The 21,998-nt window shown below is 52.0% G+C and carries 15 protein-coding genes; 9 read left to right on the top strand and 6 right to left on the bottom strand.

All coding sequences use genetic code 11. The features are described from left to right. Positions 1–5: 5 nt before the first annotated feature. From L0Y31_RS16715 to L0Y31_RS16685, 7 genes are all read left to right on the top strand, one after another. Positions 6–1,868, top strand: coding sequence for a RagB/SusD family nutrient uptake outer membrane protein (locus L0Y31_RS16715; RefSeq protein WP_234734221.1), 1,863 nt, complete (start codon positions 6–8; stop codon positions 1,866–1,868). A 105-nt stretch (positions 1,869–1,973) separates the two neighbouring features. Then, positions 1,974–3,587, top strand: coding sequence for an endo-1,4-beta-xylanase (locus L0Y31_RS16710; protein WP_234734220.1), 1,614 nt, complete (start codon positions 1,974–1,976; stop codon positions 3,585–3,587). A 68-nt stretch (positions 3,588–3,655) separates the two neighbouring features. Beyond that, positions 3,656–5,281, top strand: a complete 1,626-nt coding sequence (locus tag L0Y31_RS16705; RefSeq protein WP_234734219.1) for a GH35 family beta-galactosidase — start codon at positions 3,656–3,658, stop codon at positions 5,279–5,281. A gap of 41 nt (positions 5,282–5,322) precedes the next feature. After that, the gene (locus L0Y31_RS16700; protein WP_234734218.1) at positions 5,323–7,650 is read left to right on the top strand and encodes a glycoside hydrolase family 95 protein; all 2,328 of its coding nucleotides are present in this window, start codon (positions 5,323–5,325) and stop codon (positions 7,648–7,650) included. 51 nt (positions 7,651–7,701) lie between these two features. Next, entirely contained in the window at positions 7,702–8,946 is a 1,245-nt protein-coding gene (uxuA, locus tag L0Y31_RS16695; protein ID WP_234734217.1) for a mannonate dehydratase, read from the top strand. Beyond that, positions 8,943–11,054: an alpha-glucuronidase family glycosyl hydrolase gene (locus L0Y31_RS16690; protein ID WP_234734216.1), complete on the top strand. Its 2,112-nt coding sequence runs from the start codon at positions 8,943–8,945 to the stop codon at positions 11,052–11,054. Before uxuA ends, L0Y31_RS16690 begins: the two co-directional genes overlap by 4 nt. Next, complete coding sequence (locus L0Y31_RS16685) at positions 11,054–11,866, top strand: SDR family NAD(P)-dependent oxidoreductase (RefSeq protein WP_234734215.1); 813 nt, start codon at positions 11,054–11,056, stop codon at positions 11,864–11,866. The genes L0Y31_RS16690 and L0Y31_RS16685 overlap by 1 nt, the downstream gene beginning before the upstream one ends. A 351-nt stretch (positions 11,867–12,217) precedes the next feature. On the opposite strand, the gene L0Y31_RS16680 is transcribed toward L0Y31_RS16685, so the two are convergent. Next, positions 12,218–13,408 (bottom strand): acyl-CoA dehydrogenase family protein, encoded by a 1,191-nt coding sequence (locus L0Y31_RS16680; RefSeq protein WP_234734214.1) that lies wholly within the window; start codon positions 13,406–13,408, stop codon positions 12,218–12,220. A 196-nt stretch (positions 13,409–13,604) separates the two neighbouring features. Here L0Y31_RS16680 and L0Y31_RS16675 point away from each other — a divergent pair, with 196 nt between their 5' ends. Together L0Y31_RS16675 and L0Y31_RS16670 are read left to right on the top strand one after the other, a co-directional pair. Continuing rightward, positions 13,605–15,203: an NAD(P)/FAD-dependent oxidoreductase gene (locus L0Y31_RS16675; RefSeq protein ID WP_234734213.1), complete on the top strand. Its 1,599-nt coding sequence runs from the start codon at positions 13,605–13,607 to the stop codon at positions 15,201–15,203. 54 nt (positions 15,204–15,257) lie between these two features. Then, positions 15,258–15,905 carry an NUDIX hydrolase gene (locus L0Y31_RS16670; protein WP_234737191.1) on the top strand — a complete coding sequence of 216 codons (648 nt, stop codon included), beginning with the start codon at positions 15,258–15,260 and terminating at the stop codon, positions 15,903–15,905. A gap of 69 nt (positions 15,906–15,974) precedes the next feature. Here L0Y31_RS16670 and egtD read toward each other — a convergent pair whose 3' ends face one another. The 5 genes from egtD to L0Y31_RS16645 form a co-directional block, all read right to left on the bottom strand. After that, positions 15,975–16,952: an L-histidine N(alpha)-methyltransferase gene (gene egtD, locus L0Y31_RS16665; RefSeq protein ID WP_234734212.1), complete on the bottom strand. Its 978-nt coding sequence runs from the start codon at positions 16,950–16,952 to the stop codon at positions 15,975–15,977. Positions 16,953–17,033: 81 nt separating this feature from the next. Continuing rightward, entirely contained in the window at positions 17,034–18,230 is a 1,197-nt protein-coding gene (egtB, locus tag L0Y31_RS16660; protein WP_234734211.1) for an ergothioneine biosynthesis protein EgtB, read from the bottom strand. 9 nt (positions 18,231–18,239) lie between these two features. After that, positions 18,240–18,524 (bottom strand): UBP-type zinc finger domain-containing protein, encoded by a 285-nt coding sequence (locus L0Y31_RS16655; protein ID WP_234734210.1) that lies wholly within the window; start codon positions 18,522–18,524, stop codon positions 18,240–18,242. A gap of 4 nt (positions 18,525–18,528) precedes the next feature. Continuing rightward, on the bottom strand, positions 18,529–20,190 hold the full coding sequence (locus L0Y31_RS16650) for an FAD-dependent oxidoreductase (protein WP_234734209.1): 1,662 nt from the start codon (positions 20,188–20,190) through the stop codon (positions 18,529–18,531). A 65-nt stretch (positions 20,191–20,255) separates the two neighbouring features. Beyond that, complete coding sequence (locus L0Y31_RS16645) at positions 20,256–21,662, bottom strand: ATP-binding protein (protein WP_310587102.1); 1,407 nt, start codon at positions 21,660–21,662, stop codon at positions 20,256–20,258. Positions 21,663–21,998: the final 336 nt, after the last annotated feature.

The raw sequence follows: 21,998 nt of genomic DNA, 5'->3' as shown, positions 1-21,998 counted from the left end.
GGAATATGAAAATGAATTATAAATCCTCTATCGTTCGTCCACTAAGCGTAGTCCTGATGGCTGTCGCCTTGCTGGTCTTACCTATGAGCTGTAAAGACGATATACTGGAAGAAAAACCATACACCGTTTTTACACCGGATTATTTTAAATCAGCTACTGGTCTACAAAGTGCCGTGACAGCGGCTTACGCGGGCCTTCGTTATGACTTCGGTCCCATCGGAGCGCTGGATATTGCCAACATGGGCACCGACGAGTGGACAATGGGCGACCAGAGTCTAAGCGGCGACGCCTACCAGGAAGGTACCTACGGACTCACGGCGAGTGACGGAGCTATTCAAACGCCCTGGAACCGTAATTTCTGGCACATTAACTTGTGTAACGCGGTGATCGATTTTGCCCCCAATGTTCAGATGAATGAAGCGGCCAAGACCGTTCTCGTTGCGGAGGCGCGGTACCTGCGGGCGCAATATTACCTGTTGCTGGTTCAGCAGTTTGGCGCGGTTCCGGTAAACCTGGGTTCCGGTGATTTGAAATTCAACTCGACTCCGACGACGGAGTTCTTTCGTCTCCCCGTCAACGAGGTGCTGACCAAAGATTACCAGACCATGATTGAGGATTTAACTTTTGCCAGCGCTAATTTGCCCGTAACTCGTCCGGCGGGGGCTTTCAAGCTCTCCCAGGCGGCAGCGCTCCATTTGCTGGCGAAAGTGTATCTGTTTCGGGGTTATTCGCCGGTGAAGCAAGGAGATGATTTCCAGAAAGCTTACGATAATGCTAAGAAGCTAATCGACGGCCAGGGAACGTACGGAACAGCACTCCAGCAGGATTTTGGTAAGGTAATGGAAGAAGGCAACGACTACAATTCGGAGATTCTTTTCTCAGTTGAACGGATGCCATTGAACAACGCCGCCAATGAGTCACCCAGCCCAGGCACGGATTTTGCCAATAAGGTGAACATTGCGAACAACATGTTTAACCCAAATTACCAGCAGGCTGTGCCGAGCAACTACCCGAATGCTGCCCTGGCGGGAAAAACCATTTTCACGACGCGGGTGCTGCAATACGGTCGGCCCCTGCGCCACTTTGCTCCGACGAAATGGCTGCTCGAATCAGCTTTTGCGGACCGTACCAACGACAGCCGTTTTGATAATTCGTTTCGGATGGTCTGGAAAGCTGATACGTACGACGCAGCAGGAACGGATGCCTACAAAACCTACGTGGCTAGCCTGGCTACCATGGGGCTGGCTATCGGTGACACGGCGATCTATCTGACGCAAACCGACCGCATGGCCGACTCGCTCAAAGCCCTGACCGGAACACGGAAGAAGAATTACTTCATTGTCGGACCATCGCAGTTCTTCCTGCCTTCAAACCGCGCCCTGAATCTTTACCCGAACCTGAAGAAATACGACGCTAAACAACGCGCCAATTTCCAGGATGCTTCGGGCCGTCCGTTCCCGGTGAGCAAGCTGTCTGAAACGTATTTGACGTTAGCGGAAGCAGCAATGCAAACCGGCAAAGCAACCGAAGCCGTTGACCTGATCAATGTATTGAAAAGACGGGCCGCTTACCGTCCCGGTCTGAGTGCAGCACAGATCAACGCCCGGTATGAGCGGATTAGAGTAACATCGCCCTCACAGGTTACGCTCGACTTTATCATGGATGAGCGCGCGCGCGAACTGTGCGGAGAAAGCCTGCGCTGGCCGGATCTGGCCGTTCGTGGTTTGCTGGTAAGCCGCCTGAAAACGCGCAATCCGGATGCCGCACCAAAAGTGCAGGATTTCCACATGCTGCGCCCTATTCCGCAGAGCCAACTCGACGCCTTACAGGATCCGAACAAGGCACAATACCAAAATCCAGGCTATTAATTAATGAGCGAATGAGCGAATTGTGAATGAGTGAATAAAACCGGCTAGCGGTAGCATTCAGCTTTATTATTCACTCAGTCGCTCATTCACAATTCAACATTATCCATGAAGAACCATCTCAAACATATACTAGTACTGGGCTTGAGTGCCGGGATTTTCGCCTGTCAGCCCGACGAGGTTAATACCCTGAATCTGGGAAATTTCTCGGATACGAATGGAGAACTGAAAAACGCAGCTAGTTTTCCCGTGGGCTTAGCCATTGATTATACGCCGTTTGTGAACGATGCCAAATACCGGGAAACGGTGCTGCGCGAGGCAAAATCCATTACGGTTGGCTACCACATGAAGCACGGTGCCCTGGTTAATAACAACGGCGCGATTGACTTTAGCAAGGCGGATCAGATTTACAACCTGGCATCAGCGGCTGGCGTGGAAGTGTTCGGCCATACGCTGGGCTGGCACGCAAACCAGAACGCCACCTATTTGAAAACGCTTACGGCGGGGTCCAGCTCAACGGGCGCTACCAACCTGGCAACCAACGGTGATTTCGAGCAGGGAACGGGCGGTAGCTTTACGGGCTGGTCGGTACTGAACGGAGCGGCCTCCATCACGGGCGGCACCACGGCCGAATCACGCGGCGGCCAGCGTTCGCTGAAAGCCACCGTTGCCGCCAGCGGAAATCCCTGGAGTGTGCAGGTGGCCAGTCCCGCGATGGCTACGCCGGTTGGCAAACAATTTCGGATTTCGTTCTGGATAAAAGCGCAGAATGCAAATGGCAAAATGCGCCTCTCGACAACGCCGAATCCGCAGTACAGCGCCGATTACACGATTGGCACCGAGTGGGCACAATTTAGCTGGACAATCACGTCCAATGCCGAAGCAACGCAGGTTGTTTTCGATTTGGGAAGTACGGCCAATACCTACTTCATCGACGATGTAACGGTGACCGATCCGAGTGTGGCACCACCGGCTACGGGCGCTGAAATTGCCAAAGCGGTGGATAATGCGTTGAATGATTTTATCACGAAAACGGTCACGCATTACAAAGGTAAAATCAACGCCTGGGATGTGGTAAACGAGCCGATGGCGGATGGAAACGGAGCCTTGCGGACCAATAGCAACACCACGGTGCCCGCCGGTACAACCGACTTTTTCTTCTGGTCGCAGTACCTGGGCCGCAACTGGGGCTTGAAAGCTTTCCAGTATGCGGCGGCGGCAGATCCGGCGGCTGAGCTATACATCAATGACTATAATCTCGAATCAAACGGCGTTAAGCTGGATTCCTTGATCGGGTATGTAAACGAGTTGAAAGGCAAAGGCGCAAAAATAGCCGGTATCGGTACCCAGATGCACATTTCGGTCAATACCTCCTACGCGGGAATTGATAACGCCTTCAAAAAGCTAGCGGCTACCGGCCTGAAAGTTCGGATTTCAGAGCTGGATGTGCGGGCTAATCCACTGGATAAAGGCGATTTCAATCCGGCATCGAATCCGCAAGCGCTGGCTTATCAGGCAGTGATGTACAAATATGTAGTTGACTCTTACATGAAGCACGTACCGGCGGCGCAACGGGCAGGCATCACCATTTGGGGCGTAACCGATGCCGATAGCTGGATTGTCGTGAACCAGAAAAAGCTCGATTTTCCGCTGCTATTCAATGCGAATTATGAGAAGAAACCAGCCTATTCTGCGGTTCTGCAAGGATTAAAAGGCCAGTAAAAATTGAGAATCAGCAAAAGCGGGAACAAATGACAGTTCCCGCTTTTCGTATATAACGCTATCGACTTATGTCCCGAAAATACGCCTGGCTTGCTTTATTTCTGTTAACCTTTCCGGCATTTTCACAATCTCGTACCACCATTCCGCATTTGAAGAAGCAAGGCGATGCAACGCAGCTCATTGTGCAGGGCAGTCCCTTCCTGATGTTGGGTGGTGAGCTGGGCAATTCCAGCGCGTCAGATCTTGGCTATATGAAACCCATCTGGCCCCGGCTGGCTCAAATGCATGTCAACACGGTGCTGGCTCCGATCTATTGGGAGTTAATGGAGCCGCAGGAAGGCAACTTTGATTTTACGCTGGTAGATGGCCTGATTAAAGAAGCCCGCGAACATCGGATGAAAGTGGTGTTTCTCTGGTTCGGTAGCTGGAAAAACAGCATGTCGTGCTACGTGCCTGCCTGGGTAAAAACCAATACGCAGCGCTTTCCCCGGGCGCAAAACCGGAAAGGGCAGGGCCAGGAAATTCTGACGCCGTTTAACAAAGAAAATCTGGAAGCCGATAAGAAAGCGTTTGTTGCCCTGATGCGGCACATTCGGGAAACCGACGAGCGCCAGCAGACGGTAATAATGATCCAGGTGGAAAATGAAATCGGTATGTTGCCCGACGCCCGCGACCATTCTCCCGCTGCTAATGCTGCTTTCCGGCAGTCTGTTCCAAAAGGGTTGATGCAGTATTTACAAACGCATAAAAATGAGTTGGCGCCGGCCGTTCGGGACGCCTGGAAAAGCACCGGTTTTAAACCGAGCGGTACCTGGGAAGAGGTTTTTGGCAAAAGTTTGGCTACGGATGAACTGTTTATTGCCTGGTTTTTTGCTCAATATACCAACGAAATAACGGAAGCCGGTAAGCAGATTTATGCCTTGCCGATGTTTGTCAATGCAGCCCTTAATCGCCCGAATGTCAAGCCCGGGGATTATCCCAGCGGCGGACCCTTGCCCCACATTATCGACGTCTGGAAGGCAGGTGCTCCGGCCATTGATTTTCTGTCACCGGATTTTTACAACCCCGATTTCAAGCATTGGAACGACCAATATACCCGCAAAGACAATCCACTTTTTATCCCGGAAATCCGGTTTGAGCCGTCGGTAGCGGCAAAAGTGTTTTACGCCATTGGCCATTATCAGGGCATAGGATTTTCGCCGTTTTCCATTGAATCGACCGACAAACCGGCTGATGAGCCCATTGCTAAAAGCTATCGCGTGCTAGAGCAACTTAGCCCCGTTGTCCTGGCTCATCAGGGCAAAAAGAAGATGGAAGGCGTGTTATTCGACAAGAAAACGGCGGTTGATACAGTCAAATTGGGCGGGTATATCTTTACCGTAAAGCACGATTATACGCTGGGTTGGTCGCCCAAAGCAAAGGACGACGAGTGGCCACAAACGGGCAGCCTGATCATTCAGACGGGTGAGAATGAATTTACAGCGGCTGGTACAGGCATTGTCATTACGTGTACCTCCGACCGCAAAGAAGCGCCGCTAGCAGGCATCCTGCGTGCGGATGAAGGCACCTATGTCGATGGGAAATGGGTGCCGGGCCGCCGTCTAAATGGCGATCAGGACCACCAGGGGCGGCACATCCGAATTCCCGCTGGAGAGTATGGAATTCAGAAATTCGCATTATATCGCTATAAGTAAAATGCGTTTCTTCGCAGATTATTCCTTATGTATAACGCTCTATGAAATTGCTCCGCTCTCTTATTGGGATTCTGTTTGGTATGATTTACAGTGCGCTGGCTACCGGTCAGGGCACAACTTCTGACGAGTTAAAATTGTGGTTTACGCATCCCGCCGCCACCTGGAACGAAGCGCTTCCGGTGGGAAACGGACGATTGGGCGCAATGGTATTTGGCGGCGTAACAACCGAGCGATTGCAACTCAATGAATCGTCGGTCTGGACCGGAAAAAAAGCCGATTTTGTCAATCCGGCGGCCAAAGGGGCGTTGCCAAAAATTCGCCAATTGCTCTTTGCGGGAAAATACGCTGAAGCGAAAGATCTGGCGGAGAAAACCATGATGGGGGATAAAAAAGATTATGCCACCTATCAAACGCTGGGCGACCTGAACCTGCAATTGACGCACCCGAAAGGCGATATTACAGATTATCGGCGCGACCTGGATCTGGAAACCGCCGTGGCCAGCGTGCGTTATCGGGTTGGGTCGGTTGCTTTTCAGCGGGAAATTTTTTCCAGCGCGCCGGATCAAGCCCTGGTTGTTCGGTTAACGGCCAGTAAACCCGGTTCCCTGAGCTTTAACCTGTCGTTAAGCCGGCCCGGCAACAAGGCTAAACTAGAGGTGAAAAACGGCGAAATCACGATGAGTGAGCACGTTGGCGATGGCGTCGGCGTTCGCATGGTGGCGCGGTTAAAAGTCCTGAATGATGGCGGCGAAGTCACGGTCAACGACCAGGCCATTTCCGTCGGTAAAGCCAACGCTGTAACGCTCTTGCTGACAGCGGCGACGGATTACCGCAACAGCGATCCCGTGGCAACAGCAAACACCCAACTGGCCGCCGCCGAAAAACGTACGTTCGAAGCGATCAAGAAAGACCATATTGCCGATTACCAGCGCTATTTCAAACGGGTTGACCTGGACTTAGGCCGCACCAACGCGGTTTATTTTCCAACAGACGCCCGGCTGACAGCTTTGCAAAACGGCAATACCGACCCGCAACTAATTAAATTATATTACCAGTTTGGTCGCTATCTGCTCATCAGCAGTTCCCGCCCCGGCGGATTGCCCGCTAACCTGCAAGGCATTTGGGCTGATGGGCTGACCCCGCCCTGGAGTGCTGATTACCACATTAATATCAACATCCAGATGAATTACTGGCTGGCTGAAGCCACGAATTTATCGGAAATGCACGAGCCTTTTTTTGATTTTCTGGGGGATTTACGAGAGGATGGCCGCAAGACCGCCCGCGACATGTACGGCATTTCGGGCACGGTAGCGCACTTTACAACCGATCCGTGGCATTTTACCGAACCCTACGGACAAACGCAATGGGCCATGTGGCCAATGGGCCTTGCCTGGAGCGCCCAGCATGTGTGGGAGCATTACCTGTTTACGGGCGATGAAACCCACCTGCGAAACGTAGCTTACCCCATTCTGAAAGAAGCCGCCGAATTTTGTGCCAACTGGCTGGTCGAAAATCCGGCCACGAAACAATTGGTGTCGGGGCCGTCTATTTCGCCGGAAAACACCTTCAAAACCAAGACCGGCGAAGTAGCCACGATGGTGATGGGGCCGACGATGGACCACATGATTATTCGTGATCTGCTGAGCAACACCATCGAAGCCAGCCAGAAGCTAAACATTGACGCGGCGTTTCGGCGGCGGCTGACCAATACGCTGTCTCGACTGGCTCCGACCCGCATCGGTAGCGACGGGCGAATCATGGAATGGACCGAAGAATTTGAAGAGGCGGAACCGGGCCACCGGCATATTTCGCACCTGTTTGGTCTGCACCCCGGTCGGCAGATTACGAAGCAGAAAAGTCCGGAGCTCCTGACCGCCGCGCGTAAAACCATCGATCATCGCCTGAAAAACGGCGGTGGCCACACGGGTTGGAGCCGCGCCTGGATCGTAAACTTCTTTGCGCGTTTGCAGGATGGCGAAGCAGCTCACGACAATTTGGTGGCACTCTTACGTAAATCGACCTTACCGAACCTATTTGATAATCACCCGCCTTTCCAGATCGACGGCAATTTCGGCGCTCCGGCGGGGATTACCGAAATGCTGCTGCAAAGTCACGCGGACGAAATTCAGTTGCTTCCGGCGCTGCCAAAAGCGTGGCCCACGGGACGCATCAGCGGGCTTTGTGCACGCGGCGGTTTCGAGGTGGCGATGGAATGGGAAGGCGGTCGCCTGAAACAGGCCACGATTCTGTCAAAACTGGGGAATGCCGGACAGGTGCGTTATGGCGATCAGGTGATTACGCTGCCCGCCCGGAAAGGAGCCACAGTCGTCCTCGATGGAACGCTGAAAGAGATAAGCAGTAAAAATTAATTGAAAGCCAATCTTTTAGAAAACCTGAACAAGAAAATAAATAGCGTACGAATGGGAATGTTACAAACAATGCGCTGGTTCGGCCCCAATGATCCGGTTTCGCTGATGGATATTCGGCAGGCCGGTTGTGCGGGCGTGGTGACGGCGCTGCACCAGATTCCGGTAGGCGAGGTCTGGTCAATTGACGAAATTAAAACGCGGATTCAACTCGTGGAAGCGGCCAATGAACGCTATACGCCCTTGCACTGGGCGGTGGTGGAAAGCCTGCCCGTACACGAAGACATTAAGAAAGGACGTCCAACGCGGGAGGTTTACATCGAAAATTACAAGCAATCGCTGCGTAATCTGGCGGCTTGCGGCATCCGAACGGTCTGCTACAACTTCATGCCGGTGCTGGACTGGTCGCGAACGAACCTGAATTACGAAATGCCGGATGGTTCGCGCGCATTGCGGTTTGTCTGGGAAGATTTTGCGGTATTCGACCTCTGTATTTTGAAACGACCGGGTGCGGAAGAAGACTACGAGTCGGAAGTTATTGAATCGGCGCGTCGGAAGTTTACGGAAATGACGCCGGAGCGAATTACAGAACTCTCCTCCATCGTGCTGTTGGGCCTGCCCGGTTCGGAAGAAGCGTTTACGTTCGAAACATTTCAGCAACTACTGGACGAATACAAAGCTATTGGCGACCAAACGCTGCGCGAAAACCTGTACTACTTCGTGCGGCAGGTAGCGCCACTGGCGCAGGAACTCGGCGTCAACCTGTGCATTCACCCCGACGATCCGCCGCGTCCGCTCTTGGGTTTGCCGCGCATTGTCAGTACGGAGGCCGATTTGACCCAGTTAATGGCCGCGTGTGATGTGACGGCCAACGGCATTACATTCTGCACCGGATCATTGGGGATTCGGGCGGATAACGACCTGCCGGGCATGATCCGGCGTTTCGGCAACCGGATTCATTTTATTCATCTGCGCACGACCAAGCGGGAAGGCAATCCCTGGATTTTCCACGAAGCAGACCACCTCGCGGGCGATGTCGATATGTATGCCGTGGTGAAAGAAATCGTGCTGGAGCAGCAGCGGCGAGAAAAGGCTGGCGAAGGCGAAACATCCATTCCCATGCGCCCCGATCACGGTCACCAGATGCTCGACGATCTGCATAAGAAAACCTATCCGGGGTACTCGGCCATTGGCCGGTTGCGCGGACTGGCCGAATTACGCGGGCTGGAAATGGGCATAATTCGCTCGTTGGCCGAAAAAGAAACGAGAGTTACCGAACTTATCGCAAAGGATCTATGAAGTATATACAATGGGGTAAATGGCTATTCCTGATTCTGCTGACGGCGACTAATGTCCGGGCGGACGACGGCTATCGGTTGTGGCTTAAGTATGATTTACTAAAGGATGTCGCCAAACGGCAGGCATATGCCCGTTCTGCGCAGTTTATCGTGGTGAGCGGAAATAGTCCGGTATTAAAAACAGCCGCCACAGAATTACAGGCTGGTTTACAGGGTTTAACCGGAAAGTCAGTGCCGATTATCGCCAATGCGGGGAACAGAACGGGCGGCATTGTGCTGACTGTTGGCGCTGATGCAAACCTGGTGGATGACGGCTACCGCATTAGCAAAAAAGGAGCTGCCGGCAATCTGATCATTTCTGGTAAAACGGCCAACGGCGTGCTTTATGGAGCGTTTGCCCTGCTGCGGAAGATGCAGATGCTAGAGCCCATCGAGACGCTTTCGCTGACGAGTAACCCCAGAATTCGTTACCGGCTGCTGAACCACTGGGACAACGCAAACGGAACCATCGAACGCGGTTACGCGGGAGAATCGCTTTGGAAATGGTATGCTTTACCGGAAACCATCGATCCACGTTACCAGGATTATGCGCGGGCCAATGCGTCGCTGGGCATTAACGGGACGGTCGTCAATAACGTCAATGCCACAGCTCGTTTCCTGACCAACGAATACCTGGAAAAAGTAGCGGCTCTGGCCAAGGCGTTCCGGCCCTACGGCATCCGGGTGTATCTGTCCATTTATTTTCCTGCCCCAAAAACCATTGGGGGCTTGTCCACTGCCGATCCGCTGGACCCGCAGGTTCGGAAATGGTGGGCCGATAAAACCAAAGAAATTTACAAGCTAATCCCTGATTTTGGGGGCTTTCTGGTAAAAGCCAACTCGGAGGGCGAGCCTGGTCCGCAGGATTATGGCCGGAGTCATGCCGACGGCGCAAACATGCTGGCGGAGGCGCTGGCCCCCTACGATGGAATTGTAATGTGGCGGGCTTTTGTGTATAAAGCCGATCCCAACGGCGACCGGTTCAAGGCGGCCCACGAAGAGTTTATGCCGTACGATGGGAAGTTTGACAAGAAAGTGATTGTGCAGGTGAAAAACGGCCCGATAGACTTTCAACCGCGTGAGCCTTTCTCTCCGCTGTTTGGCGCTATGACCAAAACGCCTTTGTCGGTGGAATTTCAGATTACGCAGGAATACCTCGGTTTCGCGACGCATCTGGTCTACGAAGCACCTATTTTTAAGGAATGTCTGGAGGCTGATACGTACGTAAAAGGCAAGGGGTCAACGGTGGCAAAAGTAATTGATGGGAGCTTGCACCAGTACAGCATGTCGGCCATTGCGGGAGTCGCCAACACGGGTTCCGACCGCAACTGGACCGGTCACCCGCTGGCGCAGGCCAACTGGTACGCCTTCGGACGACTGGCATGGGACCACACACTCACGTCTGAAGCCATTGCGGGCGAGTGGGTTAAGCAAACGCTAACCAAAGAGCCGCAGGCCGTAGAACGCATCACCGACATGTTGATGAGATCGCGGGAGATTTACGTGAATTACAACACGCCGTTAGGTTTGTCGCGACCCTGGACTGGCGTACACTTTGCGCCGGAACCCTGGCAGAACAAAAGCTCCCGCCCTGATTGGACCGCCATCTACTACCACCGTGCCGACTCCGTGGGACTCGGCTTTGATCGGACGGCCAAGGGCAGCAATGCGCTGGCACAGTATGCTCCTGAAGTCCGCAAAATGTGGGGAAATCCGGCAACCTGCCCATTACCGTATCTGCTTTGGTTCCATCATGTACCCTGGACGCAAAAGCTCAGTACGGGCCGCACGCTCTGGGACGAACTTTGCACGCGTTTTTACACCGGTGCTGATTCCGTGAAGTGGATGCAACAGCAGTGGGCGCAGGTGAAGCCAGCCGTTGATCCGGTCCTTTTTGCCGATGTGGCGGGGCGTTTGGAGACGCAACACAAAGAGGCGATTTGGTGGCGGGATGCGTGGGTATTATACCTGCAACCTTTTGCGCGGCAGCCCATTCCAGCGCCATTCAAGAAGCCGGAACGCAGTTTAGAAGATGTTAAACGATTAGTCGATATTTATCAATTAAGATAATGAACCAAGTAGAATCAGTGCAGGAAAATGGACAATACCAGGAAGAACAAGCCTACGCAACGGTTTTTTCGCTGGCGGGTAAGGTTGCTTTAATAACGGGTGGCGGCAGTGGAATTGGGTTGGATATTGCCCGTTGTATGGTGGATGCGGGAGCCACGGTGGTTATCACGGGGCGGCGGGAGGAGCCGCTACGCGAGGCCGTTGAGCAACTGGGTAAGTTAGCGCATTACATCGTCAATGACATAACTGAACGCGCTTCGCTGGATGGTTTGGTGGCACAGATTGAAACAACATACGGACCGGTTGATATTCTCGTGAATAATGCCGGGGTGAATCTCAAAAAACCAGCCTTGGAAGTCTCCGACGAGGAATTTGACCGGATTGTGCATACGAACCTAAACGCCGTGTTCAGCCTGACTCGGGCGTGTGCGCAGCGCATGATGGCCCGAAAGCAAGGCTCTATTCTAATGATTTCGTCGATGGCGGCCTATTACGGCATCGACCGGGTGGCGGCCTACGCAGCGTCGAAGTCGGGTGTCGAGGGTATGGTAAAAGTGCTGGCCTCCGAGTTTTCCGGCAATGGGGTTCGGGTCAACGCGATTGCACCCGGCTTTATTGAAACGGCCATGAGTAAGAAAGCGATGGGCGGAGATCCCGAGCGCCGCGACCGGGCCATGCGCCGGACGCCGATGGGCGTTTTTGGTCGTCCGGCGGATATCGGCTGGGCGGCGGTGTTTCTTTCCTCGGACGCGGCCCGTTACATCACCGGGGTGTCGCTGCCGGTTGATGGAGGTAATTCGATTGGCTTCTAGAACTGATTTAATTTGTTCTAAAGCACGCCCATTATTGCGTTTTAAGCTGAAGAGGAGATAATACCAAACCCTTCTAAGCAAATTATAAGGAGTTACTTAAACGACTCTAAGAATCGGAGGGCAGTTTTGTGATCAGGATAGAGGTTGTCTAAGACCTGTAATCATGATGTCGAAAATGCAAACTTACTCTTCAGGAAAAACAAAACGCAAACCGGCTCAAAAAGCCACCAGGAAAGCGTCGCGAACAGACCGTCCAGATTGGACCGTAGTCGTAACCGTTTTGATGATCGTACTTACGCTGATTTTTGGATGAAGGGCTGAAATCAGCCCTTCATCGTTTATGCCACAGGCTTATTTAAAAGCGGCAATTCCAGTAATATCATAGCCCAGAATCAACAAATGAATCTCGTGGGTTCCTTCGTACGTAACCACTGATTCGAGATTCATCATGTGGCGCATGATCGGATATTCGCCCGTAATACCCATGCCGCCGTGAATCTGGCGGGCTTCACGGGCAATGTTCAACGCCATTTCCACATTGGCGCGTTTGGCCATTGAAATTTGGGCCGTAGTCGCTTTGTCCTCGTTTTTTAGCATACCGAGTCGCCAGCAAAGCAACTGGGCTTTGGTAATTTCGGTTAACATCTCGGCCAGCTTCTTCTGGGTCAACTGAAACGAAGCGATGGTTTTCCCGAACTGCGAGCGTTCCAGCGCATAGTGCCTGGCTGATTCATAGCAGTCCATCGCCGCGCCGACTGCCCCCCAGGCAATGCCGTAGCGGGCTTGGTCAAGGCAGGCCAGCGGGCTTTTCAGGCCATTGGAGCCGGGAAGCATATTTTCTTTTGGAACCTTCACATCCTGAAAGACCAATTCACCCGTGGCGCTGGTTCGGAGCGACCATTTGTTGTGAATCTCGGCGGTGGAAAAGCCTTCCATACCGCGCTCAACAATTAGGCCCCGGATGCTACCCTGTTCGTTTTTGGCCCAGACAATGGCAATGTCGGCAATGGGAGCGTTCGTAATCCAGAGTTTTGAGCCATTCAGCAGGTAATAATCGCTGCGTTCAATGAAGTTCGACTGGAGGCCACCGGGGTTAGAACCATGGTCCGGCTCGGTGAGGCCGAAGCAGCCGACTAATTCGCCTTTAGCCAGTCCGGGCAGGTATTTTTGCTTCTGCTCTTCGGTCCCGTAAGCGAAAATAGGCCACATCACCAGCGAGCTTTGCACCGAAACGGTGGAGCGCATCCCGGAATCGCCCCGTTCAATCTCCTGCATCATCAGACCATAGGAAATATAATCCAGACCTCCTCCGCCAAATTCGAGCGGCAACGTTGGGCCAAAAGCACCAATCTGCCCGAATTTCGGAATAATATTAGCGGGAAAGGTGGCGTTTTGCGCGTGGTCTTCAATGCAGGGAATAATTTCCCGATTGACAAAATCACGGATGGACGCCCGAACTAATTTGTGCTCCTGACTCAGCAGGTCGTCGATCCCGTAAAAATCCGGGGCTTCAAACGTCGAAGGTTGGTGGCGTGGTTGCATAGTCATATCGAACGAACCCAATAAAGAGCCAAGATGTTCATCATTTAGTAGATTTCAAAATACCGCGATCAAGAGCTCGGTTTTAGCCTGTGAACCATTTTAAGGGTAAAATATAGTAGCTTTGTTTTGAATCCAATTTGTTAACTTATAATTAACTGGCAACCCGGAATCTCTCGCTGTTATAGAGAACCGCTTTATGATTCATTCTATTTCTTTGACTTTAGATCCTGAGCTAGCCCTTGAAGAATCGGCTTTTGAGCAGGAAGTTATACGGCATTTGCGGCTATCGGCTGATAATCAGCCCGTTGTTCGGAAATTGCGGCAATCGGTTGATGCCCGGGGGCGGCAGGTGAAAGTGCATGTAGACGCCGAAGTGTATGTTGGTGAGGAGCCGCGTCCGCGCATTGCTTACCGAAAAGAATACCCGGATGTTAGCCGGGCCGCCCAGGCTATTGTCGTCGGAGCCGGACCGGCCGGACTGTTTGCGGCTTTGCGGCTGGTGGAATTGGGCATAAAACCCATTTTGCTGGAACGCGGGAGTGATGTTCGGGAACGGCGGCGCGATCTGGCGGCTATCAACAAAGACCATATTGTTAATCCAGAGTCGAATTACTGTTTTGGGGAAGGTGGCGCGGGGACGTATTCGGACGGCAAACTTTACACGCGTTCCAAAAAGCGGGGCGATGTCCGGCGCGTTCTGGAAATTCTGGTGGCTCACGGCGCGACCGAACAAATTCTGGTGGATGCCCATCCGCACATTGGAACCAACAAATTACCGAATGTAGTAGCCGATCTGCGCGAAAGTATTCTCAAGGCGGGCGGAGAGGTTCATTTTGATACCAAAGTAGTTGATTTTATCCTCTCCCAGCATGAGATTAGAGGCGTAATCACGTCCACCGGAAAAGAAATAACCGGACTTGGCGTTATTTTGGCTACGGGACATTCGGCGCGTGATATTTTTGAGTTATTGCACCGGAAAAGTATTTTAATCGAATACAAGCCTTTTGCCATGGGCGTTCGGATTGAACACCAGCAGGCACTCATTGACCGGTTGCAGTACCACCGCCCCGACCGGGGTGACTATCTGCCGGCGGCGTCCTATAGTCTGGTCACCCAGACACGCCACAAAGGGGCGGAGCGGGGCGTTTTTTCGTTTTGCATGTGTCCCGGCGGGTTTATCGTTCCAGCGGCTACGGCTCCGGGTGAGCTGGTGGTCAACGGCATGTCTCCGTCGCGGCGGGATTCCAAGTTTGCCAACTCTGGTTTGGTGGTTGCGGTGCACGAAAATGATCTCAAGCCCTATCGGGAATTTGGTCCTCTGGCGGGCTTGCGCTACCAGCAGGCGGTTGAGCAGCGGGCTTGCCGAATGGCTGGAAATTCGCAGGCGGCACCGGCCCAGCGCGTGGGTGATTTCACGAATGGCCGTTTTTCAAATAGCCTTTTGCCCACTTCATACCAGCCCGGATTGGTATCGGCAGACATGGCCGAGGTGCTGCCCGAGGCCATTGCCGTTCCCTTAAAATTAGGGTTGCAGCAATTTGGCCGGACAATGCGTGGATATGTCACAAATGATGCGCAAATTATCGGTGCCGAAAGCCGGACTTCATCGCCCGTACGCATACCTCGTCATCCGCAAACGCTGGAGCACCCGGTTGTGCAACGCCTGTTCCCTTGCGGAGAAGGCGCGGGCTATGCCGGAGGCATTGTTTCTGCGGCGATGGACGGCGAGAAATGCGCGGAACAATTGGTTGCCGAATACGGGATAGCCCTTGGCGCTTCCCAACGAATGCGTTAAAGCCAGATGCGATTACCGGACTGTTATCTGGTGATCCGAGACGAGACGAAAATGATGATCGACCTTACATTTCATGCGTTTAAATCAGCCTTAAGCCAACGCTTGCAGGAACCGCTGCCGGGTATTGAAGCTCACCAGAAAATGGCGTCAACATCCCGGATGCGGGCGATGCTCAAACCCAACGAGCGAACCCGTCGGAGCGCGGTATTGATTGTTTTTTATCCGTATCAGGATTCCATTTTCCTGCCCCTGATTCTGCGTCCGATTTACGACGGAGTTCATGCCGGGCAAATGGCTTTTCCGGGCGGGCGCATGGAACGTACCGATGAAAACCTGACCCGAACGGCTTTGCGGGAGGCTCAGGAAGAAATCGGCATTCGGGCATCGGATGTGCAGGTGTTAGGTCATTTAACAGAATTATACATTCCACCGAGTAATTTTTACGTATTGCCGGTCGTGGGCATTTTGCCTTATAAACCTGAATTTTATCCCGATCCCCGCGAAGTTGATCAGGTGGTGGAAGTTCGGCTGGACGAATTGATGGATGATGCCATCATTGGCCGGAGCTTTATTGAAGTACGTGGTGCCAGCATCGACGCGCCTCATTATCAGATCCAGGGCTTTAAGGTTTGGGGGGCAACCGCCATGATGATTAGTGAGTTGCTGACGGTGATTTATTCCGCTCAGAATATCAGTAGTTGAGGATTAGCAACTGATTCAACCTTTATGGTTACAAAAAGGGCTTCCAAACTGTTTTGGAAGCCCTTTTTTCTACATTCGCTCAAACAAAACATCGGCGAAATAGCCTTTGCAATCTGTTAGCCAGGAGTCGATGCGGAAGTTGGTCGCTTCGGCAAGACGCTCAATGCCTTCGCGGGTGAATTTGCGAGAAATTTCGGTATGAATTATTTCGCCGTAATCAAACGAATACGTTTCGTCGAGGGCTTCGATACGCACCTGCTGGGCCTTCTGGCTGACCAGATAGCTACGTGCTTCGCCCGTTTCGGGGTTGTAGCTTTCGTAATGGTCCCAGGCCGACAGGTCAAAATTCGCGTCCAGCTCGCGATTAAGCCGACGCAATAAGTTGAGGTTGAAAGCACGGGTTAAGCCCTGCGAATCGTTGTAAGCCGCCTGAATGACAGCCGGGTGTTTTTGTAAGTCAACGCCGGTAAGAACCAGATCGCCGGGGCGCAGGCGCTGGCTCAATTGGTGGTAAAACTCCAGGGCTTCGTCTTCCGAAAAATTACCAATATTCGATCCCAGAAACAGCACGACCTTCCGCGTGTAGGAAGCAGCTGATAGCTTCGACAATCCCCGGAAATAGTCATTGTGCATGGATTCGACGGCCATATCGGGCCACTGCAACCGGAGCGAAGTCGCCAAGCCATTCAGGGCGTCTTCCGAAATATCAATCGGGATATACGTAAATTCGGCCTGCTGTTCCCAGAAATGACGCAGCAATACTTTGGTTTTCAGGCCATCGCCAGCGCCCAACTCAACGAGTTCAAACGCGTTGGTGCCGCGCAGAAAACGCTGAAGTAACTGCGCTTTATTTTCGTTGACAATTTCAAATTCGCAGCGAGTCAGGTAATACTCCGGCAAGTGCATGATCGCCTGAAAAATGCGGCTTCCTTCAGCATCGTAAAAGAGCCGGGAAGGCAGTTGTTTAGGCGTTTGGGCCAGTCCGGTTCGGACATCGTCCAGCAAAAGAGCGTCTACGGATTCAGGCGTATGTAGGGATTGATCCATAAGGGTTATTGTATGGTGTGCTAAATCATGTACCGTCCAATGAATGAACTTGCTGAAAGATTCAGGTACATGAATACGTAATTAAACAATCGTCCGGATTCCAGTGAATTGCCAGCGTTTGTCGGTTTGGAAAAAATTGCGGTATGTAGGGCGTGAATGGCCCTTCGGGGTGGCTACGGATGCACCGCGCAGCACCATCTGATTCACCATAAATTTACCATTGTATTCGCCCACGGCCCCCTCGGCGGTCTGAAAACCTGGGTAAGGCAGGTAGGCCGAGCCAGTCCATTCCCAGCGCTGGCCCCAGTCGAAACAATTGGCCTTGGCGGCAACTTCCCACTCCGCTTCTGTGGGCAGGCGCGTGCCTTTCCAGCGGGCGAAGGCGTCGGCTTCGTAGTAGCTGACGTGACAAACCGGCTCCTCGAGGGCCACCGGTTGAAGCCCATTGAAGCTATACTGCCACCATTCTCCATCGATGCTATGCCAGTAGAGCGGGGCTTGGATCTGCTGCGTGTTTACCCAATCCCAGCCTTCAGCCAGCCAGTAGCGGAAATTACGGTAGCCGCCCGCTTCGATGAACGCCAGGTATTCGCCGTTAGTAACCAGAGTAGGGCTTACGGTGTATTCATTCAGGTAGACTTTATGAGCCCCCAATTCATTATCAAAATGAAAGCCATTGCCTTCATAACCCACCGTGTAGACGCCTTCCGAAAGAGTTGTTGATTTTGATGCCGATTTATCCTGACGAACAGGTTCATTCGACAGACTGAAGTCAAAAACGGGTAGCAATGGATTGTGTCCCAGAATGTATTTAATGTCGGTAATCAGTAACTCCTGGTGCTGCTGCTCGTGGTTAAGTCCTAGAATCACCAAGGCTTCCAGTTCAGGCGAAAGGTCATTATGCTCCAGAAACGCGATCATGTGCTCATCCACGTACTGCCGATAGCGGTAGACCTCTTCGACGGTGGGGCGGGTCAGGTTACCCCGATTGGTACGCAGAACCCGTTTGCCGACCGTCTCATAATAGCTATTAAAAACAAAGCTATAATCATCGTGAAGCGCTTGGTAACCAGGCTTGTGTGGTGCTAAAATGAACTGTTCCCAAAACCAGGTTATATGCCCTAAATGCCACTTGGGTGGACTCACATCAATGATGGGTTGAACGACGTAATCTTCAATCTGGAGGGGATGGCAGATCGCTTCGGAATACTGCCTGACGTTTCGATAACTCTCGGCCAGGGTAGAATTTACGGCTAATTCAGGCTTTTCGGTAATCATAACTAAAGACTAGTAAGGCATTATTTGTTGATCTACGTAACACCAGAGCCATTGCTCCCCGGGTTCGGCAGAGGCAATAACCGGGTGCTCCGTTTGCTGAAAATGCTTCGTCGCGTGCTGGTTGGGGGAAGAGTCGCAGCAATGCGTTTGCCCGCAGGTCTGGCAAGTACGCAGGTGCACCCATTGACTGCCCGTTTTCACGCATTCGACGCAGACAGCGGTACCAGCTCCGGGAACCGTAATTTCTTCGAGCGCCCTAAGATGATCGCAGATTTTAGGTTGAAGTGTAGACATCGATTTAGGTTTCTGCTAAATATTTATGAACAAAACTAACCGCCATAGCGCCTTCACCAACGGCAGAAGCAACGCGGTTCATAGCTCCCGCCCGGACATCGCCCGCCGCGAAAATTCCGACGCTACAGGTTTCGAGTGGGTAAGGCTCCCGATCCAGTTTCCAGGTTCGTTTGAAATCGTCGTACTGATTTAGTCCGTTACCGGTTTCAATGAAGCCGCGCTCATTTTTAATAATGCTCATGTGAATCCAGTCCGTAAACGGCTTAGTACCAATGAAAACGAACAAACCGCTGGCAGGGACTTTTTGCTCTTCGCTGGTGCGGGTATGCCGGATAACGAGGCATTCTAGCTTGTCTTCGCCCAATGCTTCGACTACTTCCGTATTGGACAATACATTAATATTAGGTGTATTGTTTATCTGATCGATCAAATATTGGGACATGGTAGCGCTTAGATCGTCCCGGCGAATCAGGATATTGACTTCCGAAGCCATGCGGGAAAGGTACATCGCGCCCTGGCCCGCTGAGTTGCCGCCCCCCACCACGTAGACGGGTTTGTCCTTAAACGCAACCGCTTCGACGGTGGCGGCGCCGTAGTAGACGCCTGCTCCGGTGAAGCGGTGGATGCTCTCGTTGTCCAGTTTGTGGTACGAAACGCCCGTGCAAAGTAGGATGCTCCGGGCAATTACCTCGCTGTCGTCGCTCATGGCAATGTGCTTGTATTGGCCCTGCGAACGAATGGCCACAACCTCTTGAGGCGCAAGAAATTCCACGCCGAAACGGGTTGCCTGCGTGATGGCCCGCCGGGTGAGTTCAGCGCCGCTGAGGCCGTTGGGAAACCCGAGGTAGTTTTCAATTCGCGAGCTGGTTCCTGCCTGGCCGCCGGGAGCCCGTTTGTCGATCAGAATGGTTCGGAGCCCTTCGGAACCACCGTAAACCGCCGCCGCCAGACCCGCTGGACCCGCGCCGATGATGGCCAGATCGTACAAATCCTGCCGCGCTTTGGGGGCCAATCCTAATTTTGAGCCCAAGTCGGGGAGGCTGGGTTGCTTCATGATGGTGCCATCGTCCAGAACCACTACGGGCAAATCCACCAGCTCCAGGTTATAAACTTTCAGTAATTCCTGCGCTTTGGGCGACGTTTCAATGTCCAGCCATTGATAAGGAAACAGGTTTCCAGCCAGAAAATCTTTTAAATCATGGGTATGCGAAGAGAATTGGTAGCCAATGAGTTGCAGCCCTTCAAACTCTGGTCGGTAGCGCATTTGCCAATCCGATAGCAGTTCATCCAGAACTGGATAAAGCTTTTCTTCCGGAGGGTTCCAGGGTTTGTTCAGGTAATAATCCAGTTGAACATCGTTAATGGCCCGAACGGCTGCTTCAATGTCGGAATAGGCAGTGAGTAAAACGGTTTTTGCGCTGGGAAACACTTTTCGGGCCTGCACCAGAAAATCAACGCCCAGCATTTCCGGCATGCGCTGATCAGAGACAAAAAGGGCAACTTCGTCTTTTTTCTTTTTTATTTCAGCCAGCGTATCCAGCGCCTCTTGGGCCGATGTGGTGGCAATAACCCGGTAATCTTTGCGGTAATGCTGCCGGAGGTCGCGCCGGATGGCTTGTAAAACGTTTTCGTCGTCGTCAATGGCGATGATGAAGGGGGTACGCATAGAGTTAAAAAAAGTTAAGCATAAGTGATGAAGAATCGCACAAGTGGTCGGGAAAGCCCGCCAACTTACAGCGAAGTTTTTGATTCAATAGGTAGGCATACTTTAAATTCCGTTCGCCCGGCTTCAGAATTGACATAAATCTGTCCATGATGGTGGTGAATAATGCCCTGAACGATGTCCAGTCCCAGACCGGTACCTTTGCCAATGGCTTTGGTTGTGAAAAAAGGATCAAATATCTGGTCCATGATTTCTGCCGGAATCCCAGCGCCATCGTCAATAATTCGGGTTAGGATAAATTCCCGGTCTACTTCAGCCGAGACCTGCAAGGTACCTCCTTCACTCATGGCATCAATGGCATTGTCAATCAAATTGGTCCATAATTGATTCAGTTCACTAGGCCAGGCCTGAATTTGGGGCAAATCTTCCGGAATGGTTACCTTCACGCTGATGTTTTTGGCTTTGATTTTGTGCTTCAACAGGGTCAGGGTGCTATTAAGCCCTTCAGCCAGAAAAACGCAATCCTGCCCAATGCCACGATCCATGTGGGTGTAAGACTTAATCGCGCCGATCAGTGTAGCAATGCGTTGCGAAGCTTCCGTTATTTCAGTAACTAGATTTTCGGTAATGAGGTTATTGACCAGCCAGCCTAAAACGGCTGCCAATCCGCCCTCGTTGGTTTGTTTTTCGAGCGCTTCGAGGTCATCGGTAGTAAAGCCAAATTCCGTCAAGGTTTCGGACAGTTCGGCAGCTTTATCAATGGCGTGGTCGTCGAGCCAGTCGGTTAAATCATCTTCCGTACAGGCTTGTTCCAGCAGGGTGAGGCTTTTTTTACTCTGCTGATTTTGCACCCGATTGAATAATACGGCACTAATGGCGTCGGTTTGGTCATCCGTCAGCTTCAGCGCCATGATGCCTTTGAACTGTTCGGGCGTAGCGTGAAGATGGTCTTTGAGGGTATCCACACTGCGGACAATGGCGGCCACCGGATTATTGAGTTCGTGCGCCAGCCCCGCCGATAGCCGACCCAGAGAAATCATTTTATCGTTTTGCTGCCGCATCTTGGTGAACTCCCGAACGCGGGCCGTCATCTGCTGAACCAGTACTTCCGTCAGTTCATAATGGCTCATGGTCAGCTCCCGGAAGCGGTCGCGGTGCAGCGTTAGAACGGTGGTCGGCTCCAGCGTTTGCCAGTAGCTAACCGACGTTTTCATGCGCGAAAAAGGCAGAACTCCCGTAATGCTGCCCGACTCCGATGTATTGACTTCCTGCTTTTGGCCAGCCTGAAGGAGGTAAAGTAAAATGCGCCCTTTCAGAATAATAAACAGATGGTCTGTTGGGTCATTCGGGCTATAAATAATGGTATCAGGCGGATAATCAATGCATTCGGATTGATCAACCAACCAGGTTAATTGTTCAGTAGGTACGGTTTCAAAAATCCGGTCTTGCCGGAGCGAATCAAGGCAGTCCATCATAACTAAGTTGCAGGTTTCTTGCTGTAAGTTAGCAAGGATTACTTTCGTTTGCTATACAACTATAATTTGCAGTTTTAGCTAGACAAAATCCTATTTTTTCTATAATTTAGCAGATCCTTCTAACGTTTAGAAAACAGGCTATTCAAGTTATTTCAACATTTGAACTTCAATTGTCACTATTTTGGTAACGTTCCCGGTAACGATTGCATAAAAAAAAACAGCCTTTTTCTTTTTGCTCATCTATCCATTGAATAATTTTTAAACAATTTCTTCTTGTGCAAATCCAGTTTTGGTGAGTGGATTCGTGGAATAGTTCTAACAAATATTTTTATTTCC

The sequence above is a fragment of the Tellurirhabdus bombi genome, assembly GCF_021484805.1.
Classification (GTDB): Bacteria; Bacteroidota; Bacteroidia; order Cytophagales; family Spirosomataceae; genus Tellurirhabdus; species Tellurirhabdus bombi.
This window is presented reverse-complemented; position numbering and strand designations above follow the sequence as displayed.

Bases quoted from the DNA above. Each gene is read 5' to 3' on its own strand.
- L0Y31_RS16715 (WP_234734221.1), top strand. From the start codon at position 6: ATGAAAATGAATTATAAATCCTCTATCGTTCGTCCACTAAGCGTAGTC.
- L0Y31_RS16710 (WP_234734220.1), top strand. From the start codon at position 1,974: ATGAAGAACCATCTCAAACATATACTAGTACTGGGCTTGAGTGCCGGG.
- L0Y31_RS16705 (WP_234734219.1), top strand. From the start codon at position 3,656: ATGTCCCGAAAATACGCCTGGCTTGCTTTATTTCTGTTAACCTTTCCG.
- L0Y31_RS16700 (WP_234734218.1), top strand. From the start codon at position 5,323: ATGAAATTGCTCCGCTCTCTTATTGGGATTCTGTTTGGTATGATTTAC.
- uxuA (WP_234734217.1), top strand. From the start codon at position 7,702: ATGGGAATGTTACAAACAATGCGCTGGTTCGGCCCCAATGATCCGGTT.
- L0Y31_RS16690 (WP_234734216.1), top strand. From the start codon at position 8,943: ATGAAGTATATACAATGGGGTAAATGGCTATTCCTGATTCTGCTGACG.
- L0Y31_RS16685 (WP_234734215.1), top strand. From the start codon at position 11,054: ATGAACCAAGTAGAATCAGTGCAGGAAAATGGACAATACCAGGAAGAA.
- L0Y31_RS16680 (WP_234734214.1), bottom strand. From the start codon at position 13,408: ATGCAACCACGCCACCAACCTTCGACGTTTGAAGCCCCGGATTTTTAC.
- L0Y31_RS16675 (WP_234734213.1), top strand. From the start codon at position 13,605: ATGATTCATTCTATTTCTTTGACTTTAGATCCTGAGCTAGCCCTTGAA.
- L0Y31_RS16670 (WP_234737191.1), top strand. From the start codon at position 15,258: ATGATCGACCTTACATTTCATGCGTTTAAATCAGCCTTAAGCCAACGC.
- egtD (WP_234734212.1), bottom strand. From the start codon at position 16,952: ATGGATCAATCCCTACATACGCCTGAATCCGTAGACGCTCTTTTGCTG.
- egtB (WP_234734211.1), bottom strand. From the start codon at position 18,230: ATGATTACCGAAAAGCCTGAATTAGCCGTAAATTCTACCCTGGCCGAG.
- L0Y31_RS16655 (WP_234734210.1), bottom strand. From the start codon at position 18,524: ATGTCTACACTTCAACCTAAAATCTGCGATCATCTTAGGGCGCTCGAA.
- L0Y31_RS16650 (WP_234734209.1), bottom strand. From the start codon at position 20,190: ATGCGTACCCCCTTCATCATCGCCATTGACGACGACGAAAACGTTTTA.
- L0Y31_RS16645 (WP_310587102.1), bottom strand. From the start codon at position 21,662: ATGATGGACTGCCTTGATTCGCTCCGGCAAGACCGGATTTTTGAAACC.